The following is a 23,170-nucleotide window of genomic DNA, read 5'->3' on the forward strand; positions in this document are numbered from 1 at the left end:
GCGGTGGCGGTGGAGTACGAGGGCGAGAGGCTGAGCTACGGAGAGCTGAACCGCCGAGCGAATCAGCTGGCGCACCACCTGAGAGGGATGGGGGTAGGCCCCGAGGTGAAGGTGGGGCTGTGCGTGGAGCGCTCGCTGGAGTTGGTGGTGTCAGTGCTGGGCATCCTCAAGGCGGGAGGAGCGTACGTACCGCTGGACGCGAGCTACCCGCTGGAGCGGCTGGGGTGGATGAAGCGAGAGGCAGGGGTGGCCGTCCTCGTGGCGCAGGAGAGGTTGGCGGACGAGGTGGCGGAGGGAGGGGAGGCGGTGGTGTGCGTGGACACGGAGTGGGAAGGGATTGCGAGCCAGCCGGAGAGCAACCCGAGTCCCGCCGTGGGAGGGGAGAACCTGGCGTATGTGATTTTCACGTCGGGGAGCACGGGGAAGCCGAAGGGAGTGGGAGTGCCCCAGCGAGCGGTGACGCGACTGGTGGTGGGGACGAGCTACGCGCACTTCGGAGCGGAGGAAGTGTGGTTGCAGTTGGCGCCGGTGTCGTTCGACGCGTCGACGTTGGAGATATGGGGAGCGCTGCTGCACGGAGGGAAGCTGGTGGTGTACCCGGCGGGGACACCGTCGCTGGAGGAACTCGGAAGCGCGCTGCGGAAGAGCGGAGTGACGTCGCTGTGGCTGACGGCGGCGCTGTACGAGCAGATGCAGGCGAGGCAACCGGAGGCGCTGGGGGGAGTGAGGCAGGTGTTGGCGGGAGGAGACGTGCTGCCGGCGGGGAGGGTGAGGGAGCGGTTGGCGGGGGGAGGCGTGCTCATCAACGGGTACGGGCCGACGGAGAACACGACGTTCAGCGTGTGTCACCGGATGGAGAGGGAGGAGGAGGCGGGAGAGGGCTCGGTGCCGATTGGGAAGCCAGTGGAGAACACGCTGGCGTACGTGTTGGACGAGGGGATGGAGGTGGTGGGGGAAGGGGTGCCGGGAGAGCTGTACGTAGGAGGGGAAGGGTTGGCGGTGGGGTACGTGGGCAGGCCGGAGTTGACGGCGGAGCGCTTCGTCCCGAGTCCGTTTGGGAAGGGAGAGCGGCTGTACCGGACGGGCGACGTGGTGAGGTGGAGGGAGGGCGGGAGGCTGGAGTTCCTGGGCCGGCGAGATGCGCAGGTGAAGGTGAGGGGCTACCGAATCGAGCTGGGAGAGGTGGAGGCGGCGCTGGCGTCGCACGCGAGCGTGAGCGAGGTGGCGGTGGTGGTGCGGGAGGACGTGCCCGGCGACAAGCGCCTCGTGGCCTATCTCGTGCCACCATCTTCGGAGCGCGCACAGAATGCAGAGGCCGCGTCACGCCTGGTGGACCTGTCGGTCGTGAGGGCGCATCTGCGGAGTCGGTTGCCCGAGTACATGGTGCCGTCCTCACTCGTGGTGCTCGACACGCTGCCGCTGACGCCGAACGGGAAGGTGGATCGCAAGGCGCTCCCTTCTCCCGACACGCACGGTGCCGAGCCCGAGACTTTCGTGGCGCCGCGTACTCCCGTCGAAGCCTCGCTGGCCGCGATCTTCTCGGAGGTGCTGAACGTCGAACGCGTGGGATTGCACGACGACTTCTTCGAACTGGGCGGGCACTCGCTGCTCGCCACGCAGTTGGTGTCGAGGATCCGCACGGTCTTCTCGGTCGAACTGCCCCTGCGAGAGGTCTTCGAGTCCCCCACGGTGGAGTTGCTGGCGAGACGCTTCGAGCAACCTCGGTCAGAGGCCGTCGAGCAGCGAGTTCCGCCGCTTCTGCCCACGCCGCGTACGGACGTGTTGCCTCTGTCCTTCGCGCAGCAGCGCCTCTGGTTCCTCGACCAGCTTGAGCCCGGCAGTGCCTTCTACAACATCGCGACCGGGGTACGGCTGACGGGGACCCTCGACGTCACGGCGTTGGAGCGTGCCTTCGCGGAGTTGGTGCGCCGACATGAATCCCTCCGGACGACGTTCCGAGCCGACGCGGGAACGCCCGTGCAAGTCATCCTGCCCGAAGGGCGCGTGCCGCTGGAGCAGGTGGACCTGACCGAGCTGCCGTTCGAACAGCGCGACCGTGAGACCCCTCAGCGGGCAGAAGCGGAAGCTCTCCGGCCTTTCGATCTGGAGAACGGGCCGTTGCTGCGGACGCTCTTGCTGAAGCTGTCGGAGCGGGAGCACGTGCTGGTGCTGGTGATGCACCACATCGTGTCGGATGGCTGGTCGATGGGCGTGCTCGTGAGAGAAGTCGGCGCGCTGTACGACGCGTACGCGCAAGGGCAGCCGTCGCCCTTGCGCGAATTGCCGGTGCAGTACGCGGACTACGCGGTGTGGCAACGGGCGTGGTTGCAGGGGGCGGAGCTGGAGCGACAGCTCACCTATTGGCGCAATCAACTGGAGGGCGCTCCGCGCGCGCTGGACCTGCCGACGGACCGGCCTCGTCCGGCGGTGCAGACGTTCCGGGGGGAGAGTCGAAGACTGGCGTGGCCTCCGGCGCTGCGGGATGCGGTGAAGGAGCTGGCGCGAAGGGAGAACGCCACGCCCTTCATGGTGCTGCTGGCGGCGTTCCAGACGTTGCTGGCGCGGTACTCGGGCCAGGAGGACGTTTGCGTCGGCTCGCCCATCGCCAACCGCACGCGCGAGGAGACCGAGGGCCTCATCGGCTTCTTCGTCAACACGCTGGTGATGAGGACGACGGTGTCGTCCGAGGATTGCTTCCGAGACCTGCTCGCGCGGGTGCGGGAGACGACGCTGGGGGCCTACGCGCACCAGGACGTCCCGTTCGAGAAGCTGGTGGAGGAGCTTCAGCCCGTTCGTGACCTCAGTCGCCCGCCGCTCTTCCAGGTGATGTTCGTGCTCCAGAATGCCCCGACGACGGCGTTGTCGGCCGCGGGCTTGCGGCTGGAGCCGACGGAGTCCGCGGGAAGGACCGCGAAGTTCGACCTGACCCTGGAGCTGACCGATACGGACCAGGGGTTCTCCGGCGCGCTGGAGTTCAACAGCGACCTGTTCGATGCGCGGACCGTGGACCGGCTGTTGGGACACTTGCGGTCGCTGCTGGAGAGCGCGGTCCGAGCGCCGGAGCAACGGCTGCTCGACCTGGAGTGGCTGACTCCGGACGAGCGTCGTCAGGTGCTGACGGAATGGAATGACACCCAGCGACCGCGAGCACCGGGGGCGCTGCTTCACCATCTGGTGGAAGCCCAGGTCCAGAGGACACCGGATGCGGTGGCGGTGGTCTTCGAGGAGACCCAGCTCACCTATCGGGAGCTGGACCGGCGCGCGAATCAGCTCGCATGGCAACTGCTCGCCCGAGGGGTAGGGCCGGAGAGCCGCGTCGCGGTGTGCGCCGAGCGCTCCCTGGAGTTGATGGTCGCGCTGCTGGGCGTCTTGAAGTCGGGTGCGGCCTACGTGCCGCTGGACCCGGGCTATCCCCAGGAGCGCCTCGAATACATGTTGGACGACGCGGAGCCGGCGGTGCTGCTGACCCAGCAGCGCCTGCTCGCAATCCTTCCCCGCCATGAGGTGGACACCCTCTGCCTCGACTCAGGATGGGACGCGGTGCGACGCGAGAGCACGGACGCTCCTCCCGTCGAACTGGAGGGCGACGCGCTGGCGTACATCATCTACACCTCGGGTTCGACGGGCAGGCCCAAGGGGGCGATGAACACGCACACGGCCATCTGCAATCGATTGCTGTGGATGCAGGAGGCGCATGGGTTGGTGGGAGAGGACCGCGTCCTGCAGAAGACGCCTTTCAGCTTCGACGTCTCGGTGTGGGAACTCTTCTGGCCGTTGATGACGGGCGCGAGGCTCGTCATGGCGCGACCGGGTGGACACCGGGAGCCCGCGTATCTGGTCGACCTGGTGGCGCGCGAGCGCGTGACGACGCTGCACTTCGTCCCGTCGATGCTGCGGCCATTCCTGGAGGAGCCCCGGCTCGCGGACTGCGTCCGCTTGAAGCGCGTGGTGTGCAGCGGCGAGGCGCTGACCCCCGAGCTGCGGGATTTGTTCCACGCGCGGCTGGGTGCGGAGCTGCACAACCTCTACGGACCGACCGAAGCGGCGGTGGACGTGACGGCCTGGACGTGTGAGCGAGGCGTTCCTGGGGACAGGGTGCCCATCGGTCGCCCCATCGCGAACACGCGGATGTATGTGCTGGACGAACGGTTCCATCCGCTGCCGGTGGGCGTCGCGGGAGAGCTTTACATCGGTGGCGTGCAACTGGCCCGAGGCTACTGGCGCCGTCCTGACCTGACCGCCGAGCGTTTCCTGGCGGACCCCTATTCGCCGGTACCGGGCGGACGCCTGTATCGAACGGGGGATCGGGCTCGATGGTTGGCGGATGGCTCGCTCGAATACCTGGGCCGGCGTGACGGACAGGTGAAGCTGCGAGGCTTCCGCATCGAGCTGGGGGAAGTGGAGTCGGTGCTGCGCAAGCACCCGAGTGTGGCCGAGGCGGTCGTGGTCGTGCGGGAGGATGTGCCGGGCGATGCGCGGTTGGTGGCGTATGTGGCTCCTCCGCAAGGCTCTACGCTGGAGTCGACAGACCTGCGGACGTACGCGCAGCGCCTGCTGCCGGAGTACATGGTGCCTTCGGCATGGGTGGTGCTGGATTCGCTGCCGCTGTCTCCGAACGGAAAGGTGGACCGCAAGGCGCTGCCGACACCTGACGCACGTGACGAGGCGGGAGCGGAAGATGCGTGGGTCTCTCCGCGCACACCGACGGAGGAGCTGCTGGCGGGCATCTGGGCGGAGGTCTTGCGTCTGGACACGGTGGGCGTCCACGAGGACTTCTTCGGGTTGGGAGGCCATTCGCTCCTGGCCACGCAGGTGCTCTCCCGCATCCGCGGTGCCTTCGGTGTCGAGCTGCCGCTGCGCGAGTTGTTCGAGTCGCCCACGGTGGCTCGCCTTGGCGCCAGGCTGGAGTCGGCTGTGCGTGCGGGAGGCGGTGTTGCTCCGCCGCTGAAGGCGCGGGCGGATCGCTCCTTCGCGCCGCCGTTGTCCTTCGCACAGCAGCGCCTCTGGTTCCTCGATCAGCTCTCTCCCGGGGAGTCTTCCTACAACCTGCCCGTGGCGGTGCGCCTGACGGGGACACTGGATGTCGAGGCCTTGCGGCATGGCCTCTCGGAGTTGGTGCGCCGCCACGAGTCGTTGCGCACGACGTTCCGTGCGGGCGCGGGCGGTCCCGTTCAAGTCATCGCCGAGGAGGCGGAGCTTGTCCTGCGATGCGAGGACGTGAGCGGGTTGTCGGAGCGCGAAAGCTCGGTGCGGAGATTATTCGAGGAAGAGGCCCGACGGCCGTTCGACCTGGAGTCGGGGCCACTTCTGCGGACGGTGATGGTGAAGCTGTCGGAGCAGGAGCACGTGCTGGTGCTGGTGATGCACCACATCGTGACGGACGGCTGGTCGATGGGTGTGCTCGTGAGGGAAGTGGGCGCGCTGTATGAGGCCCGCGTGAAGGGACAGCCGTCGCCGTTGAGCGAGCTGCCGGTGCAGTACGCCGACTACGCGGTGTGGCAGCGCGAGTGGTTGCAGGGGGCGGAGCTGGAACGGCAGCTCGCCTACTGGCGCACGCAGTTGGAAGGCGCATCGAGCGTGCTGGAGTTGCCGACCGACAGGCCAAGGCCGGCGGTGCAGACGCACCGGGGCGGCTTCGTGAAGGCGCTGTGGGGGAACGCGCTGTGGAGGTCGGTGGAGGGACTCGGGAGGCGGGAGGGCGCCACGCCCTTCATGGTGTTGCTGGCCGCGTACCAGACGATGCTGGGCAGGTACTCGGGACAGGAAGACGTGTGCGTGGGCTCGCCCATCGCAGGGCGGACTCGGACAGAGACAGAGGGCTTGATTGGCTTCTTCGTCAACACGCTGGTGTTGCGCGGAAGGATCGGGCGTGAAGAGAGCTTCGCGGGACTGGTGAAACAGGTGCGCGAGACGCTGTTGGGAGCGTACGCCCACCAGGACGTGCCGTTCGAGAAGCTGGTGGAGGAGCTGCAGCCCGAGAGAGACCTGAGTCGGAGCCCGCTCTTCCAGGTGACGTTGACGCTGCAGAACACGCCGGTGACCGAGCTGCGTCAGGAAGGACTGACGCTCAGGGGAATGGACGCGGAAGGGACGACCTCCAAGGTCGACCTGTCGCTGGTGGTGGAGGAGGTGGCGGACGGAGTGGCGGTGGTGGCGAATTACAACAGCGACCTCTTCGAGAGGAGGACGGTGGAGGTGATGGTGGAGCACCTTCGGGTGCTGCTGGAGGCAGGAGTGGCACGGCCTGAGGCGAGGCTGTGGACGCTGCCGATGCAGGGGGAAGAGGCGCGACGGGTGGTGGTGGAGGAGTGGAGCGGCCGACGCGTGGAGTACCCGCGAGAGGCGAGCCTGGCGTCACTCTTCGAGGAGCAGGTGAGGCGCAGTCCGGACGCGGTGGCGGTGGAGTACGAGGGCGAGAGGCTGAGCTACGGAGAGCTGAACCGCCGAGCGAATCAGCTGGCGCACCACCTGAGAGGGATGGGGGTAGGCCCCGAGGTGAAGGTGGGGCTGTGCGTGGAGCGCTCGCTGGAGTTGGTGGTGTCAGTGCTGGGCATCCTCAAGGCGGGAGGAGCGTACGTACCGCTGGACGCGAGCTACCCGCTGGAGCGGCTGGGGTGGATGAAGCGAGAGGCAGGGGTGGCCGTCCTCGTGGCGCAGGAGAGGTTGGCGGACGAGGTGGCGGAGGGAGGGGAGGCGGTGGTGTGCGTGGACACGGAGTGGGAAGGGATTGCGAGCCAGCCGGAGAGCAACCCGAGTCCCGCCGTGGGAGGGGAGAACCTGGCGTATGTGATTTTCACGTCGGGGAGCACGGGGAAGCCGAAGGGAGTGGGAGTGCCCCAGCGAGCGGTGACGCGACTGGTGGTGGGGACGAGCTACGCGCACTTCGGAGCGGAGGAAGTGTGGTTGCAGTTGGCGCCGGTGTCGTTCGACGCGTCGACGTTGGAGATATGGGGAGCGCTGCTGCACGGAGGGAAGCTGGTGGTGTACCCGGCGGGGACACCGTCGCTGGAGGAACTCGGAAGCGCGCTGCGGAAGAGCGGAGTGACGTCGCTGTGGCTGACGGCGGCGCTGTACGAGCAGATGCAGGCGAGGCAACCGGAGGCGCTGGGGGGAGTGAGGCAGGTGTTGGCGGGAGGAGACGTGCTGCCGGCGGGGAGGGTGAGGGAGCGGTTGGCGGGGGGAGGCGTGCTCATCAACGGGTACGGGCCGACGGAGAACACGACGTTCAGCGTGTGTCACCGGATGGAGAGGGAGGAGGAGGCGGGAGAGGGCTCGGTGCCGATTGGGAAGCCAGTGGAGAACACGCTGGCGTACGTGTTGGACGAGGGGATGGAGGTGGTGGGGGAAGGGGTGCCGGGAGAGCTGTACGTAGGAGGGGAAGGGTTGGCGGTGGGGTACGTGGGCAGGCCGGAGTTGACGGCGGAGCGCTTCGTCCCGAGTCCGTTTGGGAAGGGAGAGCGGCTGTACCGGACGGGCGACGTGGTGAGGTGGAGGGAGGGCGGGAGGCTGGAGTTCCTGGGCCGGCGAGATGCGCAGGTGAAGGTGAGGGGCTACCGAATCGAGCTGGGAGAGGTGGAGGCGGCGCTGGCGTCGCACGCGAGCGTGAGCGAGGTGGCGGTGGTGGTGCGGGAGGACGTGCCCGGCGACAAGCGCCTCGTGGCCTATGTGGTCGGCCGCCCGGAGCTGTCCGTGGACGTGCCCGCCTTGCGCGACGTCGCACGGAATCGGTTGCCCGAGTACATGGTGCCGTCCTCGCTGGTGGTGCTCGACACGCTGCCGCTGACGCCGAATGGGAAGGTGGATCGCAAGGCGTTGCCCGCTCCCGAGACGATAGGGATGACGTCGAGGGAATTGCTGCCTCCGCGAACGGACACGGAGGCGACGCTGATGGTCCTCTTCGAGGAGGTCCTCAACGTCGGCGAGCTGGGCGTGGACGAGGACTTCTTCGAACTCGGAGGCCACTCGCTGCTGGCCACGCAGCTGGTCTCTCGCGTGCGCGCGACCTTCGGCGTGGAGCTGCCGCTGAAGGACGTCTTCGAGGCTCCCACCGTCGAACTGCTGGCTCGGAAGCTGGAGTCCCCAGAGACAGGGGCCAGGTCCGCCATCCAGGCGCCGCCGCTTCTACCCGCGCCGCGCACGGACGTGCTGCCTCTGTCCTTCGCGCAGCAGCGCCTCTGGTTCCTCGACCAACTGGAGCCCGGCAGTGCCTTCTACAACGTCGCCACGGAGTTCCTGCTGACGGGTGCCCTGGACGTGCAGGCCCTGGAGCGTGCCTTCACGGAGTTGGTGCGTCGCCACGAGTCCCTGCGCACCACGTTCGCGGAAGACGCCCGGGGCGCGTTCCAGCGCATCCATCCACCCGCCGCATGGTCCATTCCCTTCGCGGACCTGGAGTCCCTCACGCCGGAGACGCGTGAGGCAGAGGTGCGCCGACAGGTGCGCGAGGAGGCCCGTCGTCCGTTCGACCTCGCCACGGGCACTCTGCTGCGCACCGGTCTGCTCCGACTCTCCGAAACGCAGCACGTGCTGTTGCTGACCCTGCACCACATCATCTCCGATGGTTGGTCCATGGGCCTGCTGATGAGCGAGCTGAGCACGCTCTATCAGGCGTTCGTGAGGGGCGAGCCCTCTCCACTCCCGGAGCTGCGCCTCCAGTACGCGGACTACGCGGCCTGGCAACGTGGCTGGTTGAAGGGGGAGGCCCTGGCGGCGCAGCTTTCCTGGTGGCGCGAGCATCTCGCGCGGGCTCCCTCGTTGTTGGAGCTGCCCACGGATTTCTCTCGGGACTCCGTCCAGGACTTCCGAGGCGCCAGCATCTCGCGAGTGTTGCCACGCGAGCTGACGGAATCACTCCATGCGCTCTGCCGCGCCGAAGGAACGACGCTCTTCATGGTCTTGCTCGCGGGGTTCGAGGTCGTCCTCTCTCGCTACTCAGGGCAGGACGACTTCGTCATTGGCACTGACATCGCCAACCGTCACCATGAGGAGACCGAGGGAATCATCGGCTTCTTCATCAACCAGTTCGCCCTGCGGGCGCGACTGGACGGGGACCCTTCGTTCCGCGAGCTGTTGGGCCGCGTGAAGGACGCCACGCTCGGCGCCTATGCACACCAGGACCTGCCGTTCGAGGAGCTGGTCAAGGACGTCAATCCCGAGCGCAGCCAGGGCCACAATCCACTCTTCCAGGTGAAGCTGGTGCTGCAGAACCAGCCCGTCACCGAGGTGTCGGTGCCCGGCCTCACCCTTCGCAGCGCGGGCGTGGAGACCGGTACCTCGCGACTGGACCTCACGCTCGCGCTGGTGGAGACAGAGGGGGGCCTGGGGTGTACCTGTGAGTACCGCACCGCGCTCTTCGAGGCCGCGACGATGGACCGGATGGTCCGGCACCTGGGCCGAGTGCTCCAGTCCGCCGTGGACCGACCAGATGCCCGGTTGTCCGCGCTCACGTTGCTCACCGAGGACGAGCGGCGTCAGGTGTTGGTGGACTGGAATGCCACCGAGCAGGACTTCCCTCGGGACGCGTGTGCGCACCACCTGTTCGAGGCGCAGGCCACCCGCACTCCGGATTCCGAGGCGGTGCGCTTCGAAGGTCAGTCCCTCACCTATGCGCAACTCGACGCGCGCGCGAATCAACTCGCGCACCACCTGCGGTCCCTGGGCATCCGCCCCGAGGTCCCTGTCGCGCTCTGCCTGGAGCGCTCGCTGGAGACGGTGGTGGGAATCCTCGGCATCCTCAAGGCCGGTGGCGCCTGGGTGCCACTGGACGCGAGCCATCCCATCGAGCGGCTCACGTACATGCTGCGCGACAGCGCTGCTCCGGTTCTCGTCACCACCGAGGCCCTCGCGGACCTCTTCCCCTCGGGTGCCGAGCAACTGGTGTTGCTGGACACGGACGCGGCCCTGCTTGGGTCCATGCCCGACTCCGCGCCGGTGACGGAGGTCAGTGCCCAGAATCTCGCGTACATCATCTACACCTCGGGCAGCACGGGTCGCCCCAAGGGCGCGCTGTTGCAGCACCAGGGCCTCTGCAACACGGCCCTCCAGACGGGCCGCTCCATGGGCCTGGGGGGCGACAGTCGCGTCCTCCAGTTCTTCTCCGTGGGGTTCGATGCATCGGTGTGGGAGATTTTTGGCGCGCTGCTGGCCGGTGCGACCCTGGTGCTGGCGCCTCGCGAGCGCCTGTTGCCCGGTACCCTGCTGCGCACCTTGCTGCGCGAAGAGCCCGTCACCGCGGTCTCCCTGACGCCCTCCGTCCTCGCGCAGTTGGAGCCAGAGGACTTCCCCTCGCTGCGGACCCTGGTCTCCGCGGGTGAGGCGTGCACGCCCGAGCTGGTGGCGCGCTGGGGGGACAAGGTCCAGATGTTCAATGCCTATGGCCCCACGGAAGTCACCGTGTGCGCCACGATGTCGGAGCCACTGTCAGCGGACCAGCGCCTCTCCATTGGACGCCCGTGGGCCAACGTGCGCGCCTACGTGCTGGATGCCACGTTGAATCCCGTGCCGGTGGGAGTCCCGGGCGAGCTGTGCGTGGAGAGCGTGGGACTGGCGCGGGGCTATCGCCACCAGCCGGACCTCACCGCCGAGCGCTTCGTGCCCCATCCCTTCTCGCGGGTGCCGGGCTCGCGTCTGTACCGCACGGGAGACCGGGTGCGCTGGTTGGACTCCGGCGAACTGGAGTACCTGGGCCGGCTCGACTTCCAGGTGAAGTTGCGAGGCTTCCGCGTGGAGCTGGGCGAGGTGGAGTCCCTGCTGGGGCAACAGCCCTCGGTGCGGGAAGCGGTCGCCGTCGTGCGCGAGGACTCGCCGGGCGACAAGCGACTGGTGGCCTATGTCACGCCCAGGGCGGGCGTGTCCCTGGACACCGATGTGCTGCGCGGCGCGCTCGAAGCCCGGCTCCCGGCGCACATGGTGCCCTCCGCCTTCGTGGTGTTGGACGCGTTGCCGTTGACGTCCAATGGCAAGGTGGACCGCGGGGCGCTGCCCGCGCAGGAGGCGTCGAAGGGAAGTCGCGACGCGGCTCGAGTGGAGCCCCGCACCCAGACCGAGGAGCTGCTGGCGGGCCTCTTCGCCCAGGTCCTGGGCGTGCCCCGGGTGGGGGCCACCGAGGACTTCTTCGAGCTGGGCGGACACTCGCTGCTGGCGACCCAGCTCGCCTCCCGGGTGCGCGCGGTCCTCGGGATGGAGCTGCCCGTGCGGGTTCTGTTCGAGGCCCCCACGGTGCAGGCGCTGGCGTCGCGCCTCGACAATCTGCGACGGACGGGCGAGGCGGGTCAGGTGCCGCCGTTGACTCCGGTGCCGCGCACGGGCGCAGTGCCATTGTCCTTCGCGCAACAGCGTTTGTGGTTCCTCGAACAGCTCACGCCCGGCGGTACCGTCTACAACGTTCCCGCCGCCATCCGGTTCGAGCAGGCGCTCGAGGTCGCCGCGCTGGAGCGCGCCTTCGCGGAGTTGGTGCGCCGCCACGAGTCCCTGCGGACGGTCTTCCGGTCTGACGAGGGGCACCCCGTCCAGGTCGTGCTTCCGGACGTGAAGCCACCGCTGACGTTCGTGACGCTGGAGTCCAAGCCTCAGGACACGCGTGAAGCGGAGCTGCTGCGCCGACTGGAGGCCGAGGCGCAGCGGCCGTTCGACCTGGAGTCGGGCCCGCTCCTGCGCACGATGCTGGTGCGGCTGTCGGAGCAGGAGCACGTGCTGGTGCTGGTGATGCACCACATCGTGGCGGACGGCTGGTCGATGGGCGTGCTCGTGCGCGAGGTGAGCGCGCTGTATGAGGCGTTCTCGAAGGGGCAGCCATCGCCGTTGAGCGAGCTGCCGGTGCAGTACGCGGACTACGCGGTGTGGCAGCGGGAGTGGTTGCGTGGAGCGGAGCTGGAGCGGCAGTTGGGCTACTGGCGCAAGCAGTTGGCGGGTGCTCCGCCCGCGCTGGAGCTGCCGACCGACCGTCCTCGTCCGGCGGTGCAGTCACTGGAGGGGAGCTCCCTCCCGTTCGAGCCGGGTCGCGCGCTCTCCGAGTCCCTCCTGGCCTTCTCCCAGCGCGAGGGCGTGACGCCCTTCATGGTGGTGCTGGCGGTCTTCCAGGCGTTGCTGGCGCGCTATTCAGGACAGGACGACGTGTCTGTCGGTTCGCCCGTTGCGGGTCGCACGCATGCGGAGACGGAGGGGTTGGTGGGCTTCTTCGTCAACACCCTGGTGTTGCGTACGAAGCTCGATGGCAACCCCACGTTCCGCGAGCTGCTGTCGCGGGTGCGCGAGGTGACGCTGGATGCCTATGCGTACCAGGCGGTTCCGTTCGAGAAGCTCGTGGAGGAGCTGCGGCCGGAGCGCAGCTTGGGGCACTCACCATTGTTCCAGGTGATGCTCACCTTCGACAGCACTCCCGGGGCGGGAGCGCTGGCGCCGCGCCTGCGCTCGCTGCGTCCGGTGGAGGTCGAGCTGCGCCAGTCCCGGTTCGACCTCACGCTGGGCGTGGCGGCCACGGAGCGGGGTCTCTCGGGGAATCTGGAGTACAGCACCGCGCCGTTCGACCGCGCGACGATGGAGCGGTTGCTGGAGCACCTCACGCTGCTGCTCGCGGGCGCCATCGCACACCCGGAGCAACGGGTCCTCGAGTTGCCGTTGCTCACGGAGGCGGAGCGACACCAGGTGCTCGTCGAGTGGAACGCCACGCCCGCACCCGAAGGGGAGGGGACGTGTCTGCACACCCTCTTCGAGCTCCAGGCCGAGCGGACCCCCGAGGCCGTGGCGGTGGTGGCGGGAGAGGCGTCGCTGACGTACCGGACCCTGGACCAGCGGGCCAATGCCGTGGCGCACCGTCTGGTGGAGCGGGGTGTGGGACCGGAGACCCGGGTGGGCTTGTGCGTGGAGCGCACGGAGGAGCTGCTCGTCGCGGTGCTGGGCATCCTCAAGGCCAGTGGCGCGTATGTGCCGTTGGACCCCACGCACCCGCCCGCCCGGTTGGCGTTCATCCTGGAGGATGCGCGACCACGAGTCCTCGTGGGGCCCCGGCGGCTTTTGCAGACGCTGCCACCCGTGGAGGCCGAACACGTCGCGCTCGACGAATCCCAGGGTGACTTGGAGCGGAGCGACAGTCCCACGAGCCGACTCGTGACGGAGAACCTGGCGTATGTGCTCTACACCTCGGGTTCCACGGGCAGGCCGAAGGGCGTGGCGCTGGAGCATCGCAATGGCGTGGCCTTCGTGAAGTGGGCCGCGGCGACGTTCTCGCGCGACCAGCTCGCGGGCGTGCTGGCCTCCACCTCCCTCAACTTCGACCTCTCCGTCTTCGAGCTGTTCGTACCTCTCGCGGTGGGCGGCACGGTGGTGCTGGCGGAGAACGCGTTGGCACTGCCCACGTTGCCGGCGGCCGGTCGGGTGACGCTCGTCAACACGGTGCCCTCGGCGATGGAGGAGCTGGCGCGCTCGCGAGGGCTGCCGGAGTCGGTGACGACGGTGAACCTGGCGGGGGAGCCGCTTCGCAACGCCCTGGTGCAGGCGGTCCACGAGGCTGCTCCCGGCGTGAGGCAGGTGCTCAACCTCTACGGCCCGACCGAGGACACGACCTATTCGACATATGCGGTGGCTCGGCGAGATGCCCGCTCGGAGCCGACGATTGGACGGCCACTCGCGGGCACCCAGGCCTACGTCCTGGATGTCCGGATGCAACCGGTGCCCATTGGTGTCACGGGCGAGCTGTACCTGGGCGGCGTCGGCCAATCGCGCGGCTACTTCGCGCGGCCCGGGCTGACGGCGGAGCGCTTCGTACCGGACCCCTTCGGCACCGCGCCGGGAGCCAGGCTGTACCGGACCGGAGACCGGGTGCGGTACACGCCGGATGGCGAACTCCAGTACCTGGGGCGGGCCGACGAGCAGGTCAAGGTCCGGGGCTTCCGCATCGAGCCGGGTGAAGTGGAAGCAGCGCTGCGGGAGCATCCGGGCGTCGCGAACGCGCTGGTGATGGCACGCGAGGAGGGGGCCACGGGGAAGCGACTCGTCGCGTACGTGGTGCCAGAGGAGGGCGCGCTGCTGGACGTGTCCTCGCTGAGAGGGTTCGCCCGGGAGCGGCTGCCAGACTTCCTCGTCCCGTCCGCATTCGTGGTGCTGGCGGCGCTCCCACTCACTCCTCACGGAAAGGTGGACCGTCGCGCACTGCCGGTCCCCGAGGCCGTGAGGTCCGAGTCCCTGGCTCCGCCGCTGGCACCGCGTGACGCGCTGGAGCTGCAGCTCGTCCGCCTCTGGGAAGAGCTGCTGGGCGTGCGGCCCATCGGTGTCCGCACGGGCTTCTTCGAGTTGGGAGGCCACTCGCTGCTGGCGATGCGGCTGGTGTCGATGATTCGCAAGCACCTGGGGAGGGACCTCCCGCTCGTGGCCGTGTTCCAGGCGGGGACCATCGAGGCGCTCGCCGCACGCTTGAGGCAGTTGCCTGGAGGCGTCTCCACTCGGGTGGCGCTGAACACGACAGGCACGGGGCAACCCTTCTTCTGCGTCCACCCCGTCAGCGGCAATGTGCTCTCCTACGCGGAGCTCGCGCGCAGGTTGGGGCCCGAGGTTCCGTTCCACGCGTTCCAGTCCCTGGGACTCGAAGGTGGCGAGTCGCCGCTGGAGAGCATCGAGGCCATGGCGGCGCGTTACCTGGAAGAGGTCCGCGCCCTCCAGCCCACGGGGCCGTATCGGCTTGGAGGCTGGTCCCTGGGCGGGCACGTGGCCTACGAAATGGCGAGGCTGCTGGAGCAACAGGGCGAGCACGTTGAGCTCGTCGCGCTCATCGACGCCCACGCGGTCGAGCAGCGTCCTCCGGAGGGGGATGCTTCACGCTGGAGCCTCGCCCGCTTCGTGGAGGCCGCGTCGCGCCTGCTCGCGATGGACGTGCCGGACCTGACCGTCGAGGCCAGCTACGAGGCGCGTGCCGAGGACGTCTTGCTCCAGCGCTTGTTGGATGCGGGGCGCGCGGCGGGAGTCCTTGTGGAGGACTTCGGGCTCGAACAACTGCGGCCCCTGTACCGCGTCTATGACAGCAACCTGCGCGCGCTGTGGAGGTACTCGCCGGGGCGTTACGGGGGCAAGGTCACGCTCTTCCAGGCGCAAGAGAGCGAGCGCGCCTTGCCGGAGTCCGTGCGTGATGGAGGCTGGGGGCTCCTGGCGACCGGAGGCGTGGAGGTGTTGCCGCTTCCAGGCAACCACGACTCCATCCTCGCCGCGCCGGACGTCGAAGTCCTCGCACGACACCTGTCAGCGAAGCTGCGTGGGGGCCATGGCGATTAGGGGGAGGGCACCATCCACTCGTCGCGGGTCGGAATCCGCGCGGGAAGATGTTCAGATGGGGTCCCTCCATGCTTGACCCCTGCTTCTCCTACGAGAGCTTTGCCCAGACGCGCGACCTGGATCGACTTTCCCGTGAGCTGGAGCAGGTGCTGGCAGCGCGGCTCAAGTCAGCCGCGGCTCCCGATGCAGAGGGATATCGAATCGCGACGGAGCTGCGGGCACTCGGTCACGACCTCGTGAGCTTCGACGAGTCCACTGATTTCCAGGTCTGGTGCGGCGACTGGACGAGCCCGAAGCACCCCTGTGATCTTATCGTCACGATTTCCTACCGGAACGAAGAGCCTCGAAGCGTCTCAGTGGTCTTCGTCGCTCGGCGTTGAGTCGTGACGCCTGGGCTGCTGCCAGCTCAGTCGTCATCGTCGTCGCCGTCACCCGCGCCGTCGAAGATGCCTTCAGCCTCCGCCGGGGTCGGCGCGTCGAACGTGCAGGTCAACTCGTCGCCATTCTCATAGCGGTAGATGAAGTGACCCGCGGCGCGCTTGTCGTCCACCACATCGAACGTCACGGAGCCTCCCCTCGGCAGTCCGGACGCCTCGTGGTAGCCCCTCCCGGAGCCCGACGATTTTCTCAGGGTGCCATACCAGCCGTGCACCAGCAGATTCACCTCCGGGGCGAACTCGGTCTCCTTGTTGATGAGCAGCACCGTCCGCGAGCCACTGCCCTCATCGATGCGCCTGTCCTTATCCAGGAGGATGTCCACGCCAAAGCCCGTCAGTCCTGCCTGACCGCGCGGGAGATAGGTCAAGTTCACCCAGTTGGAATCGTAGGCCTCGTCCATCAACCGGGAGGCCACGCCATCGATGGGCCAGACCACGGCCTCTCCCAGATAGGTGCCTCGACATTCTCCCGTTGCGTCCCGGCCACCACCACAAGCGGTGAGGAACAGGGCGGTGGCCATCCATGGAAGCGCCGCGCGAAGACTCAGACAGTTCATGGCTGCCATTCTAGGGGCATCCATGTCTGATTTCCTCAACGCACCAAAAGAACAGTTCCCCTGGAATTGCCTGACGCGTTGCATGGCCTGGCGGAATCCCTGACATGCGTCACTTCAGGCCAAGGTCGACGCCGCCGAGAGCAGCACGGGAAGGACCTGCTCCGCGGGCCCCAGGACCTCGACGTCGAAGTCCGGATGGCGGGGCTCCATGGGGGTGAGATTGACGAGGAGCGTCCAGGCCCCCGCGTACTTCGCGCCCCGGACGAAGTTGGCTGCGGGTGCCACCGTCCCGGACGTTCCGATGGCGATGAAGAGGTCACAGTCCCGCAGGGCCTTCTTGGCCGCCCACTCGGCGTCCACGGGGAGGGGTTCACCGAACAAGGTGATGTCGGGGCGGAGGAAGTGACCGCACGCGGGGCACGCAGGGGCCGCATCGGGCTGTGAAGTGTCCGCGAAAGGGCTCTGCGTACACGCCAGATTGGAGCAGCAGGTGCGCAGCAGGGAGCCGTGCAGCTCGACGACCTCCGGGCTGCCCGCGCGGGTGTGGAGCCCATCCACGTTCTGCGTCAGGAGGGTGAAGGTCGAGCCCTTCCCGAGCCGCCCCGCCCATTCCGCGAGCGCGAGGTGCGCCGCGTTCGGCTGGGCGTCCCCCACGAGTCCTCGCAGCGAGCCGAAGAGCTTCCAGACGCGAGAGGGGTCGCGTGCGAGGAGCTCCACGTCTGGGACCTCTTCCATGCCAGGACGCGTCCACAGTCCACCGGGACCGCGGTAGGTGGGCAGGCCCGAGGCCACGGAGATGCCCGCGCCCGTGAGCACCACGATGTGGCGCCAGGTGCTCGACTGGAGTCGATGGCGGAGCTGCCGCAGCACGTTCTCTTCGGTGAGCAGGGCGGTCATGGTGTCGCGCCAGTCTAGCGACTCTGGCTGAAGAGGTGCTTCGCCATGAAGTCCACGAAGACGCGCAGCTTGGGGGACAGGTAGCGGCTGGACGGCCACAGCATCCGGAACGTGCCTTCGTGCTGTGTGTGGTGTTCGAGCACCGTCGCCAGGGTGCCGTCCGCGAGCTGGCGGCGGATGGCGAAGTCCGGCAGGCAGGTGATGCCGAGGCCCTGCTCGGCCATGAAGATGAGCGGTTCGATGGTGCTCACGACCGCCGTCGTCGGCAGCTCCAGCTCCTTGCGCCCGCGTCGCAGGGGCCAGCGCTCCAGCTTGCCGTTGGTCGCGAAGCGGTGATGCAGGCACGCATGGGACTTGAGGTCTTCGGGTTTCCGGGGCGTCCCTCTTCGCGCGAGATAGTCGGGCGAGGCGACGAGCGTGAGGCGGAAGGTGCCCAGCACCCGCGTCATCAACCGGGAGTCGCTCACCTCGCCCGCGCGCACCACCCCGTCGAACCCTTCATCAATCACGTCGACGAGCCGGTCGGAGAAGTCGAGGTCGAGCTCGATTTCGGGATACGCGCGCATGAAGGCGCTCAGCGTCGGCATCATCAACATGCCGGCCAGGGGCATGCTGACGCGCAGCTTGCCGCGCGGCGCACCCTGCGTCTGCGCGAGCTCCAGCTCCGCAGCTTCGACTTCGCAGAAGATGCGGCGGCAGCGCTCGAGGAAGAGCGAGCCCTCTGGCGTCAGGGTGATGGTGCGGGTGGAGCGGTGGAAGAGGCGCACGCCGAGCCGTTCCTCCAGTCGAGCCACGGCCTTGCCGATGGCCGATGACGACACCCCCAGCTGCCGTCCGGCGAGCGTGAAGCTGCGCGCATCCGCGGCCTGCACGAAGGCGTTGAGTGAGCCGAGACTGTCCATGCGCCAAACCTCGATTGCGGACATTTCTGTCCGATGTGCTCGGAACTGTAGCGCGGTGGTCGTGACCGCACCTCGAATCTATTGTTTCAGCCATCGACGTCGACGGAGGTCGCCTCGCCCCGTGGGTGGGGGCTTCGCCGTCGTCCGACGTCCTCCCTCTCCTCTGACTGGCGACACCATGACTTCGACGACCACGCCCCGCGCCCAGGCCGCGCCTGCTCCAGCACTCCGACACGCTGACGGCACGGCCGAGCGGGAGGAGCGGCTTCCCATCGCCGGGCTGCTTGCCCTGGCCATGGCCGCGTTCATCACCGTGCTGACGGAGGCGCTGCCCGCGGGGCTGTTGCCTCGGATGAGCGCGGACCTTGGTGTCTCCGAGGCCCTGGTCGGCCAGCTGGTCACGCTCTACGCCATCGGCACGCTGGTGACGGCGATTCCCCTGACGGCCGCGACGCAGGGCTGGCGACGGCGACCGTTGTTGATCCTCGCCCTCCTGGGCTTCGTTGTCGTCAACACGGTGACGGCGGTGTCGACGAACTTCGTGCTGACGCTCGGCGCGCGGTTCTTCGCCGGGGTGTTCGCGGGATTGTTGTGGGCGCTTGTCGCCGGCTACGCGGCGCGCATGGTGCCGGAGCACCAGCAGGGCAGGGCGATGGCCATCGCCATGGTGGGCATCCCGCTCGCGCTCTCGCTCGGAATCCCTGCCGGGACCTTCCTGGGTGCCGCCGTCGGCTGGCGCGTCACCTTCGGCATCATGAGCATCCTCACCGTCATCCTGGTCGGCTGGGTGTTCGTCAGGCTCCCAGACTTCCCGGGCCAGACGGGGGACCGTCGCATGTCCATCCGGAAGGTGTTCATGCTGCCGGGGATCCGGTCCGTGTTGTTCGTCACGCTCGCCTTCGTGCTCTCGCACAACGTCCTCTATACGTACATCGCGCCCTTCCTCGCTCCGGCGGGCATGGCGAAGAACATCGACATCGTCCTGCTTGTCTTTGGTGTCTTCGCGCTCGTCTCCATCTGGGTCATCGGCGTCTTGATTGATCGCTGGCTGCGAGAGCTGGTGCTCGTCAGCACGGCGCTCCTTGTGTTGGTGTCGTTCGCGCTCGGTCTGTGGGGGAGTGTTCCCGCTGTCGTCTACGCGGGCGTCGCGGTCTGGGGGCTGGCCTATGGCGGAGCCGCCACGCTCTTCCAGACGGCATCCGCGAAGGCGGCGGGAGAGGCGGCGGACGTCGCCCAGTCGATGATCGTCACGGCCTGGAACATCGCCATCGCGGGGGGCGGCATCGCGGGCGGCGTGCTCCTCGAGACGCTGGGAGTCGTTTCCTTCCCGTGGATGCTCGTCATCCTGCTGGTGCCGACGCTGCTCGTCGCCTGGGGGGCGAAGCGCCACGGTTTTCCGCCCGCTGCAGGGCGGCGCTGACGGCGAGCGGACGGACGGCTTCGAGCCGTCGACCGGCACGAACGGCTAGGCACCGCCTCCCGAATCGCGCGCCCGCTCCGTCCCCTTCAGCGCGGCATCGCACAGGCGCGCGATGACCATGCCTCCATTCGCGGCGGCGGCGTCGCTGTCGGGCGCGAACTCGGTGATCGTCAGGCCGACGACATCGTTGGTGGCGGCCAGCCGTTCGACCAGCGACACCGCATCGGCCACTGAAGGACCGCCGGGCTCGCGAAAGGCGAGGTGGGGGAATTCGTCCGGATCCAGGACGTCCAGGTCGAAATGGATGTGGAGTTTCCGGCCGGACACGCGTGCTTCGTCGAGCAGCGCGAGTCCATGCTGCCTCTGGAATTCCAGGTCGCCCTCGTCCCCCACTCGCACGCCGTAATAGAAGAACCGGTCCGCGGAGATGGGGGCCGGCAGCAGCTCCCTCATCGGGCCGGGCGCGTAGCCCATGATGGCGCTGACCGGCATGCCGTGCAGGCTCCTGCTCGGCGACGTCGCGGGCGTGTTGGCGTCGTAATGCGCGTCGATCCAGACGACGGTGAGCCCGGGGTGCCGCTGTGCCAGATAGCCGATCACCGCGATGTCCACCGCGCAATCGCCGCCTGCCGTGAGCACGCGCTCGGGAGCGTGCCGCCGCAGGAGTTCGTGCGCCGCGCGGAACTGCTCGAACAAGGCGGGCCAGGCGATCACATCGAAGTCATCGCCCGTCGCGTCGCTGAGCGGAACGTCCACGCGCGGCGCGTAGCGCGCGCAGATCTCCGCCGCCGCCGCGGCACCGCGCGGCAGATGCCGGTGGCGACCCGAACCCTGCCATTGTCCGTACGCAAGCATCAGGTCGAAACGAGTTGCCCTGCCCGCGCGACCTTCGGTCGAATGCATGAGCCCTCCGGTGGCACGTGGCCTGGGGTGCACCACGGAGGTTACGACCGAACCCGCCCAGGAGCGAGGACTCAGCGCGGCCACTTCACCCGCATCAGCGTGTCCAGGTCCGCGCGGTCCTCCTCACCGGAGACCGCGAAGAAGCACGGGGTGAGCGAGCCGACGGTCTATGTGTGGCGCCAAGCGCTTCGGGGGCATGGACGCCAACGACACGAAGCGGCTGAAGCAACTGGAGGCGGAGACTGCCCGGCGCTCGACATCGCAGTGCAGCTGACGATGGCTCAGTGGACGCGTCGCGAGCGGCTATACTCCCCTCATCGCGCGGGCCCGCTCCTGGGCATGCGCTGAAAGGCCGAGGGGCGGACCATGTCGCAGCGGAGTGCCAGGTCATGGCTGTGGCTGGCGGGCGTCGCGGTGCTCGCGCTGCCGGGGCTCGCGCCGGCGCAACATCCCCTCTACACGATTCCCTGGGAGGACAAGTCGCAGGTCCTGGAGTACCGCTCGTGTGGCTGCGCGGACTCCTGCTGGGTCGCGGAGCTGCGCGCGAAGAAGGGTCGCAAGCTGCTCGCCAGGCTGCGGTGTGACTGCGAGAAGCTCTGGGTCATCCCGAGTTGGAACGCGAAGGAGGTCGAGTACCGCGCGACCTGCGACGGCTTCGACACGGAGCGGAAGCTCGACCTCATCGCGGAGGAACTCAAGAGGGTGCTGAAGGCCCACAAGCCGGCGCCCTAGGCTCACGTCAGGGGCAGGGTCTCCAGGCTCATGGGCGCATGTCCCGCCACGCGCTCGACGTCGGTCGTGACGTCCGCCAGCTCACCCGCGGCGATGGCCGTGTACGTGCTCACCCACGCGTCCACCTGCCACTGCTCGGCTCCGTAGCGGGCCCGCGAGCGATACGCCTCTTCGATGCTCTCCGCCTGGTAGCGGATGGGGCGCCCCAGCTTCCGACTGAGCACGGCGGCGACCTCGTCGAGCGTCAGCGATTCCGGTCCGGTCAACGAGTACGTGCGGCCCCGATGCTCGCGGGGATTCAGCAGCACGGCGGTGGCGACATCGGCGATGTCGTCCTGTGCAACGGCCGCGACCCGTCCATGCCCCGCGGGGCCTCGGAGCACGCCGTCCTCTCCCGCCATCATGGGGAGGAAGTCCAGGTAGAGGTTGTCTCGCAACATCACCGAGGAGAAGCGCTGCTCCCGCAAGCGCCGCTCGGTGGCCCAGTGGTCCCTCGCGAAGGTGAAGGTGGCATTCGGGGCCGCGCCGTAGAACGACGTGTAGACGAGCGTCTCCACGCCCACGGCCGCCGCTGTTTCGATGAACGCGAAGTGCTCCTCCAGTCGGGTCGGCGCCTCCTTCGCGGACACGAAGAGCGCGGTCCGCACGCCCTCGAGCGCGCGGGCGAGCGCGTCGCGATTTCGATAGGTCGCGACGTGGACCTCGGCGCCCGGCAGCGAAGGGGCCCGCTTCGCGTCGCGAACGATGAGTCGCTGAGAGACTCCCTGGGCCGCGAGCCGACGCGCGATGCGTCCCCCGAGTCGACCCGTGCAGCCGGTGACGGCAATCGGTGTGTCCGCCATGTCGTCTCCTCCGTGGCTGGGGCGCGAGGCCCTCAGGTGGGCCGCGTCATCCGGATGATGGGCTTGAGTGTGTCACCCTTCTCCGAGTCCTTGGCCGCCTGGTTGATCTGCTCCATGGCGTAGAACCTCACCAGCTTGTCGAACGGGAATCTACCCTGGGCGTAGAGGTCGATGAGCTGGGGGATGAAGACGTCCGGGACGCTGTCGCCCTCGACGATGCCGCGCACGCTCCTGCCGGGAATCATGAGGTCATTCACGTCGAAGCTCGCCTCGGTGCCAACAGGAGGCGCGCCGACGACACCGCACGTCCCCTGGATGTCGAGCGAGTCGATGGCCTGCCGAAGCACCTTCGGGTTCCCCGTGGACTCAAGGGTGTAGTCCACGCCCCGGCCTCCGGTGACGCGCTTGATGAACTCCACCGCGTCCTCGGTCTGACCATTCACCGCATGCGTCGCGCCCAACTCCTGCGCCAGTTGCAGGCGGTTGGGTTTGGTGTCCACGGCGATGATGGTGGTGGCCCCCGCGAGCCGCGCGGCCATGATGGCGCTGAGCCCCACTGCGCCGGAGCCGAAGGCCGCGAAGCTACGCCCGGCCTTGACTCCCAGGGAGTTGAGGACCGCGCCCGCTCCCGTGGAGATGCCGCAGCCCAGCGGCCCGAGCAGCTCCAGCGGCACGTCCTTGCGCACCTTGACGATGTTGCGCTCCGTCGCGATGGCGAAGGTGCTGAAGGAGGACTGGCCGAAGAAGTGGTCATGGAGGGGCTTGCCCTCCTTTTGAATCGCGGTGGACCCGTCCATCCGCCCACCGCCCATGTTCCGCGCGTAGAACTCCCGGCAGTACGCAGGATGCCCTGACTGGCACAGGTCGCACTTTCCGCAGAAGGTGAAGGCCATCACGACGTGGTCGCCCGGGGCCACCTTCGTCACCCGGTCGCCCACGCGCTCGACGACACCCGCGCCCTCGTGCCCCAGGACGATGGGCAGCGGCAATGGGTAGTACTGGTCGCGGACAATCATGTCGGTGTGACACATGCCCGTGGCGACCATCCGAACGAGCACCTCGTCCGCCCGAGGGGCTTCGACGGTGACGTCCTCGAGCTGGAAGGGGCCGCCCTTCTTCCACACGACGGCCGCCCTGGCCTGGGCTTGCTCACTCATTGGCTCTCTCTCCTTCGTGCCGGTCCTGGCTAGGGTACGGACGCCCTGTCGGGGAGAGGAGTCTT

The 23,170-nt window shown here is 68.3% G+C and carries 9 protein-coding genes and 1 pseudogene; 4 read left to right on the forward strand and 6 right to left on the reverse strand.

Going from position 1 to position 23,170, the window contains the following annotated elements:
• Positions 1-42: 42 nt before the first annotated feature.
• Together HUA75_RS09875 and HUA75_RS09880 are read left to right on the forward strand one after the other, a co-directional pair.
• Positions 43-15,258: pseudogene (locus HUA75_RS09875) on the forward strand (non-ribosomal peptide synthase/polyketide synthase); the annotation flags it as partial.
• A 68-nt stretch (positions 15,259-15,326) separates the two neighbouring features.
• The gene (locus tag HUA75_RS09880; RefSeq protein WP_174486219.1) at positions 15,327-15,638 is read left to right on the forward strand and encodes a hypothetical protein; all 312 of its coding nucleotides are present in this window, start codon (positions 15,327-15,329) and stop codon (positions 15,636-15,638) included.
• A 26-nt stretch (positions 15,639-15,664) separates the two neighbouring features.
• Here the strand turns inward: HUA75_RS09880 and HUA75_RS09885 are convergent, their stop codons facing one another.
• From HUA75_RS09885 to HUA75_RS09895, 3 genes are all read right to left on the reverse strand, one after another.
• Entirely contained in the window at positions 15,665-16,261 is a 597-nt protein-coding gene (locus HUA75_RS09885) for a hypothetical protein (protein WP_217446008.1), read from the reverse strand.
• Between the two features lie 105 nt (positions 16,262-16,366).
• A complete protein-coding gene (locus HUA75_RS09890) occupies positions 16,367-17,149 on the reverse strand; it encodes an NAD-dependent deacylase (RefSeq protein ID WP_174486221.1) in 783 nt (260 codons plus the stop codon).
• Between the two features lie 14 nt (positions 17,150-17,163).
• The gene (locus HUA75_RS09895; protein WP_174486222.1) at positions 17,164-18,051 is read right to left on the reverse strand and encodes a LysR family transcriptional regulator; all 888 of its coding nucleotides are present in this window, start codon (positions 18,049-18,051) and stop codon (positions 17,164-17,166) included.
• Between the two features lie 178 nt (positions 18,052-18,229).
• On the opposite strand from HUA75_RS09895, the gene HUA75_RS09900 reads away from it, so the two are divergent.
• Entirely contained in the window at positions 18,230-19,471 is a 1,242-nt protein-coding gene (locus tag HUA75_RS09900; protein WP_141648071.1) for an MFS transporter, read from the forward strand.
• A 45-nt stretch (positions 19,472-19,516) separates the two neighbouring features.
• Here HUA75_RS09900 and HUA75_RS09905 read toward each other — a convergent pair whose 3' ends face one another.
• Positions 19,517-20,374, reverse strand: coding sequence for an arginase family protein (locus tag HUA75_RS09905; RefSeq protein ID WP_174486223.1), 858 nt, complete (start codon positions 20,372-20,374; stop codon positions 19,517-19,519).
• 366 nt (positions 20,375-20,740) lie between these two features.
• Between HUA75_RS09905 and HUA75_RS09910 the strand changes: the two genes are divergently transcribed.
• On the forward strand, positions 20,741-21,106 hold the full coding sequence (locus tag HUA75_RS09910; RefSeq protein ID WP_174486224.1) for a hypothetical protein: 366 nt from the start codon (positions 20,741-20,743) through the stop codon (positions 21,104-21,106).
• A gap of 2 nt (positions 21,107-21,108) precedes the next feature.
• Here HUA75_RS09910 and HUA75_RS09915 read toward each other — a convergent pair whose 3' ends face one another.
• Complete coding sequence (locus HUA75_RS09915) at positions 21,109-21,948, reverse strand: SDR family oxidoreductase (RefSeq protein WP_174486225.1); 840 nt, start codon at positions 21,946-21,948, stop codon at positions 21,109-21,111.
• Positions 21,949-21,980: 32 nt separating this feature from the next.
• Complete coding sequence (locus HUA75_RS09920) at positions 21,981-23,105, reverse strand: NAD(P)-dependent alcohol dehydrogenase (RefSeq protein ID WP_174486226.1); 1,125 nt, start codon at positions 23,103-23,105, stop codon at positions 21,981-21,983.
• Positions 23,106-23,170 lie beyond the last annotated feature (65 nt).

This window comes from Myxococcus sp. CA040A (assembly GCF_013336725.1).
Lineage (GTDB): Bacteria > Myxococcota > Myxococcia > Myxococcales > Myxococcaceae > Myxococcus > Myxococcus llanfairpwllgwyngyllgogerychwyrndrobwllllantysiliogogogochensis.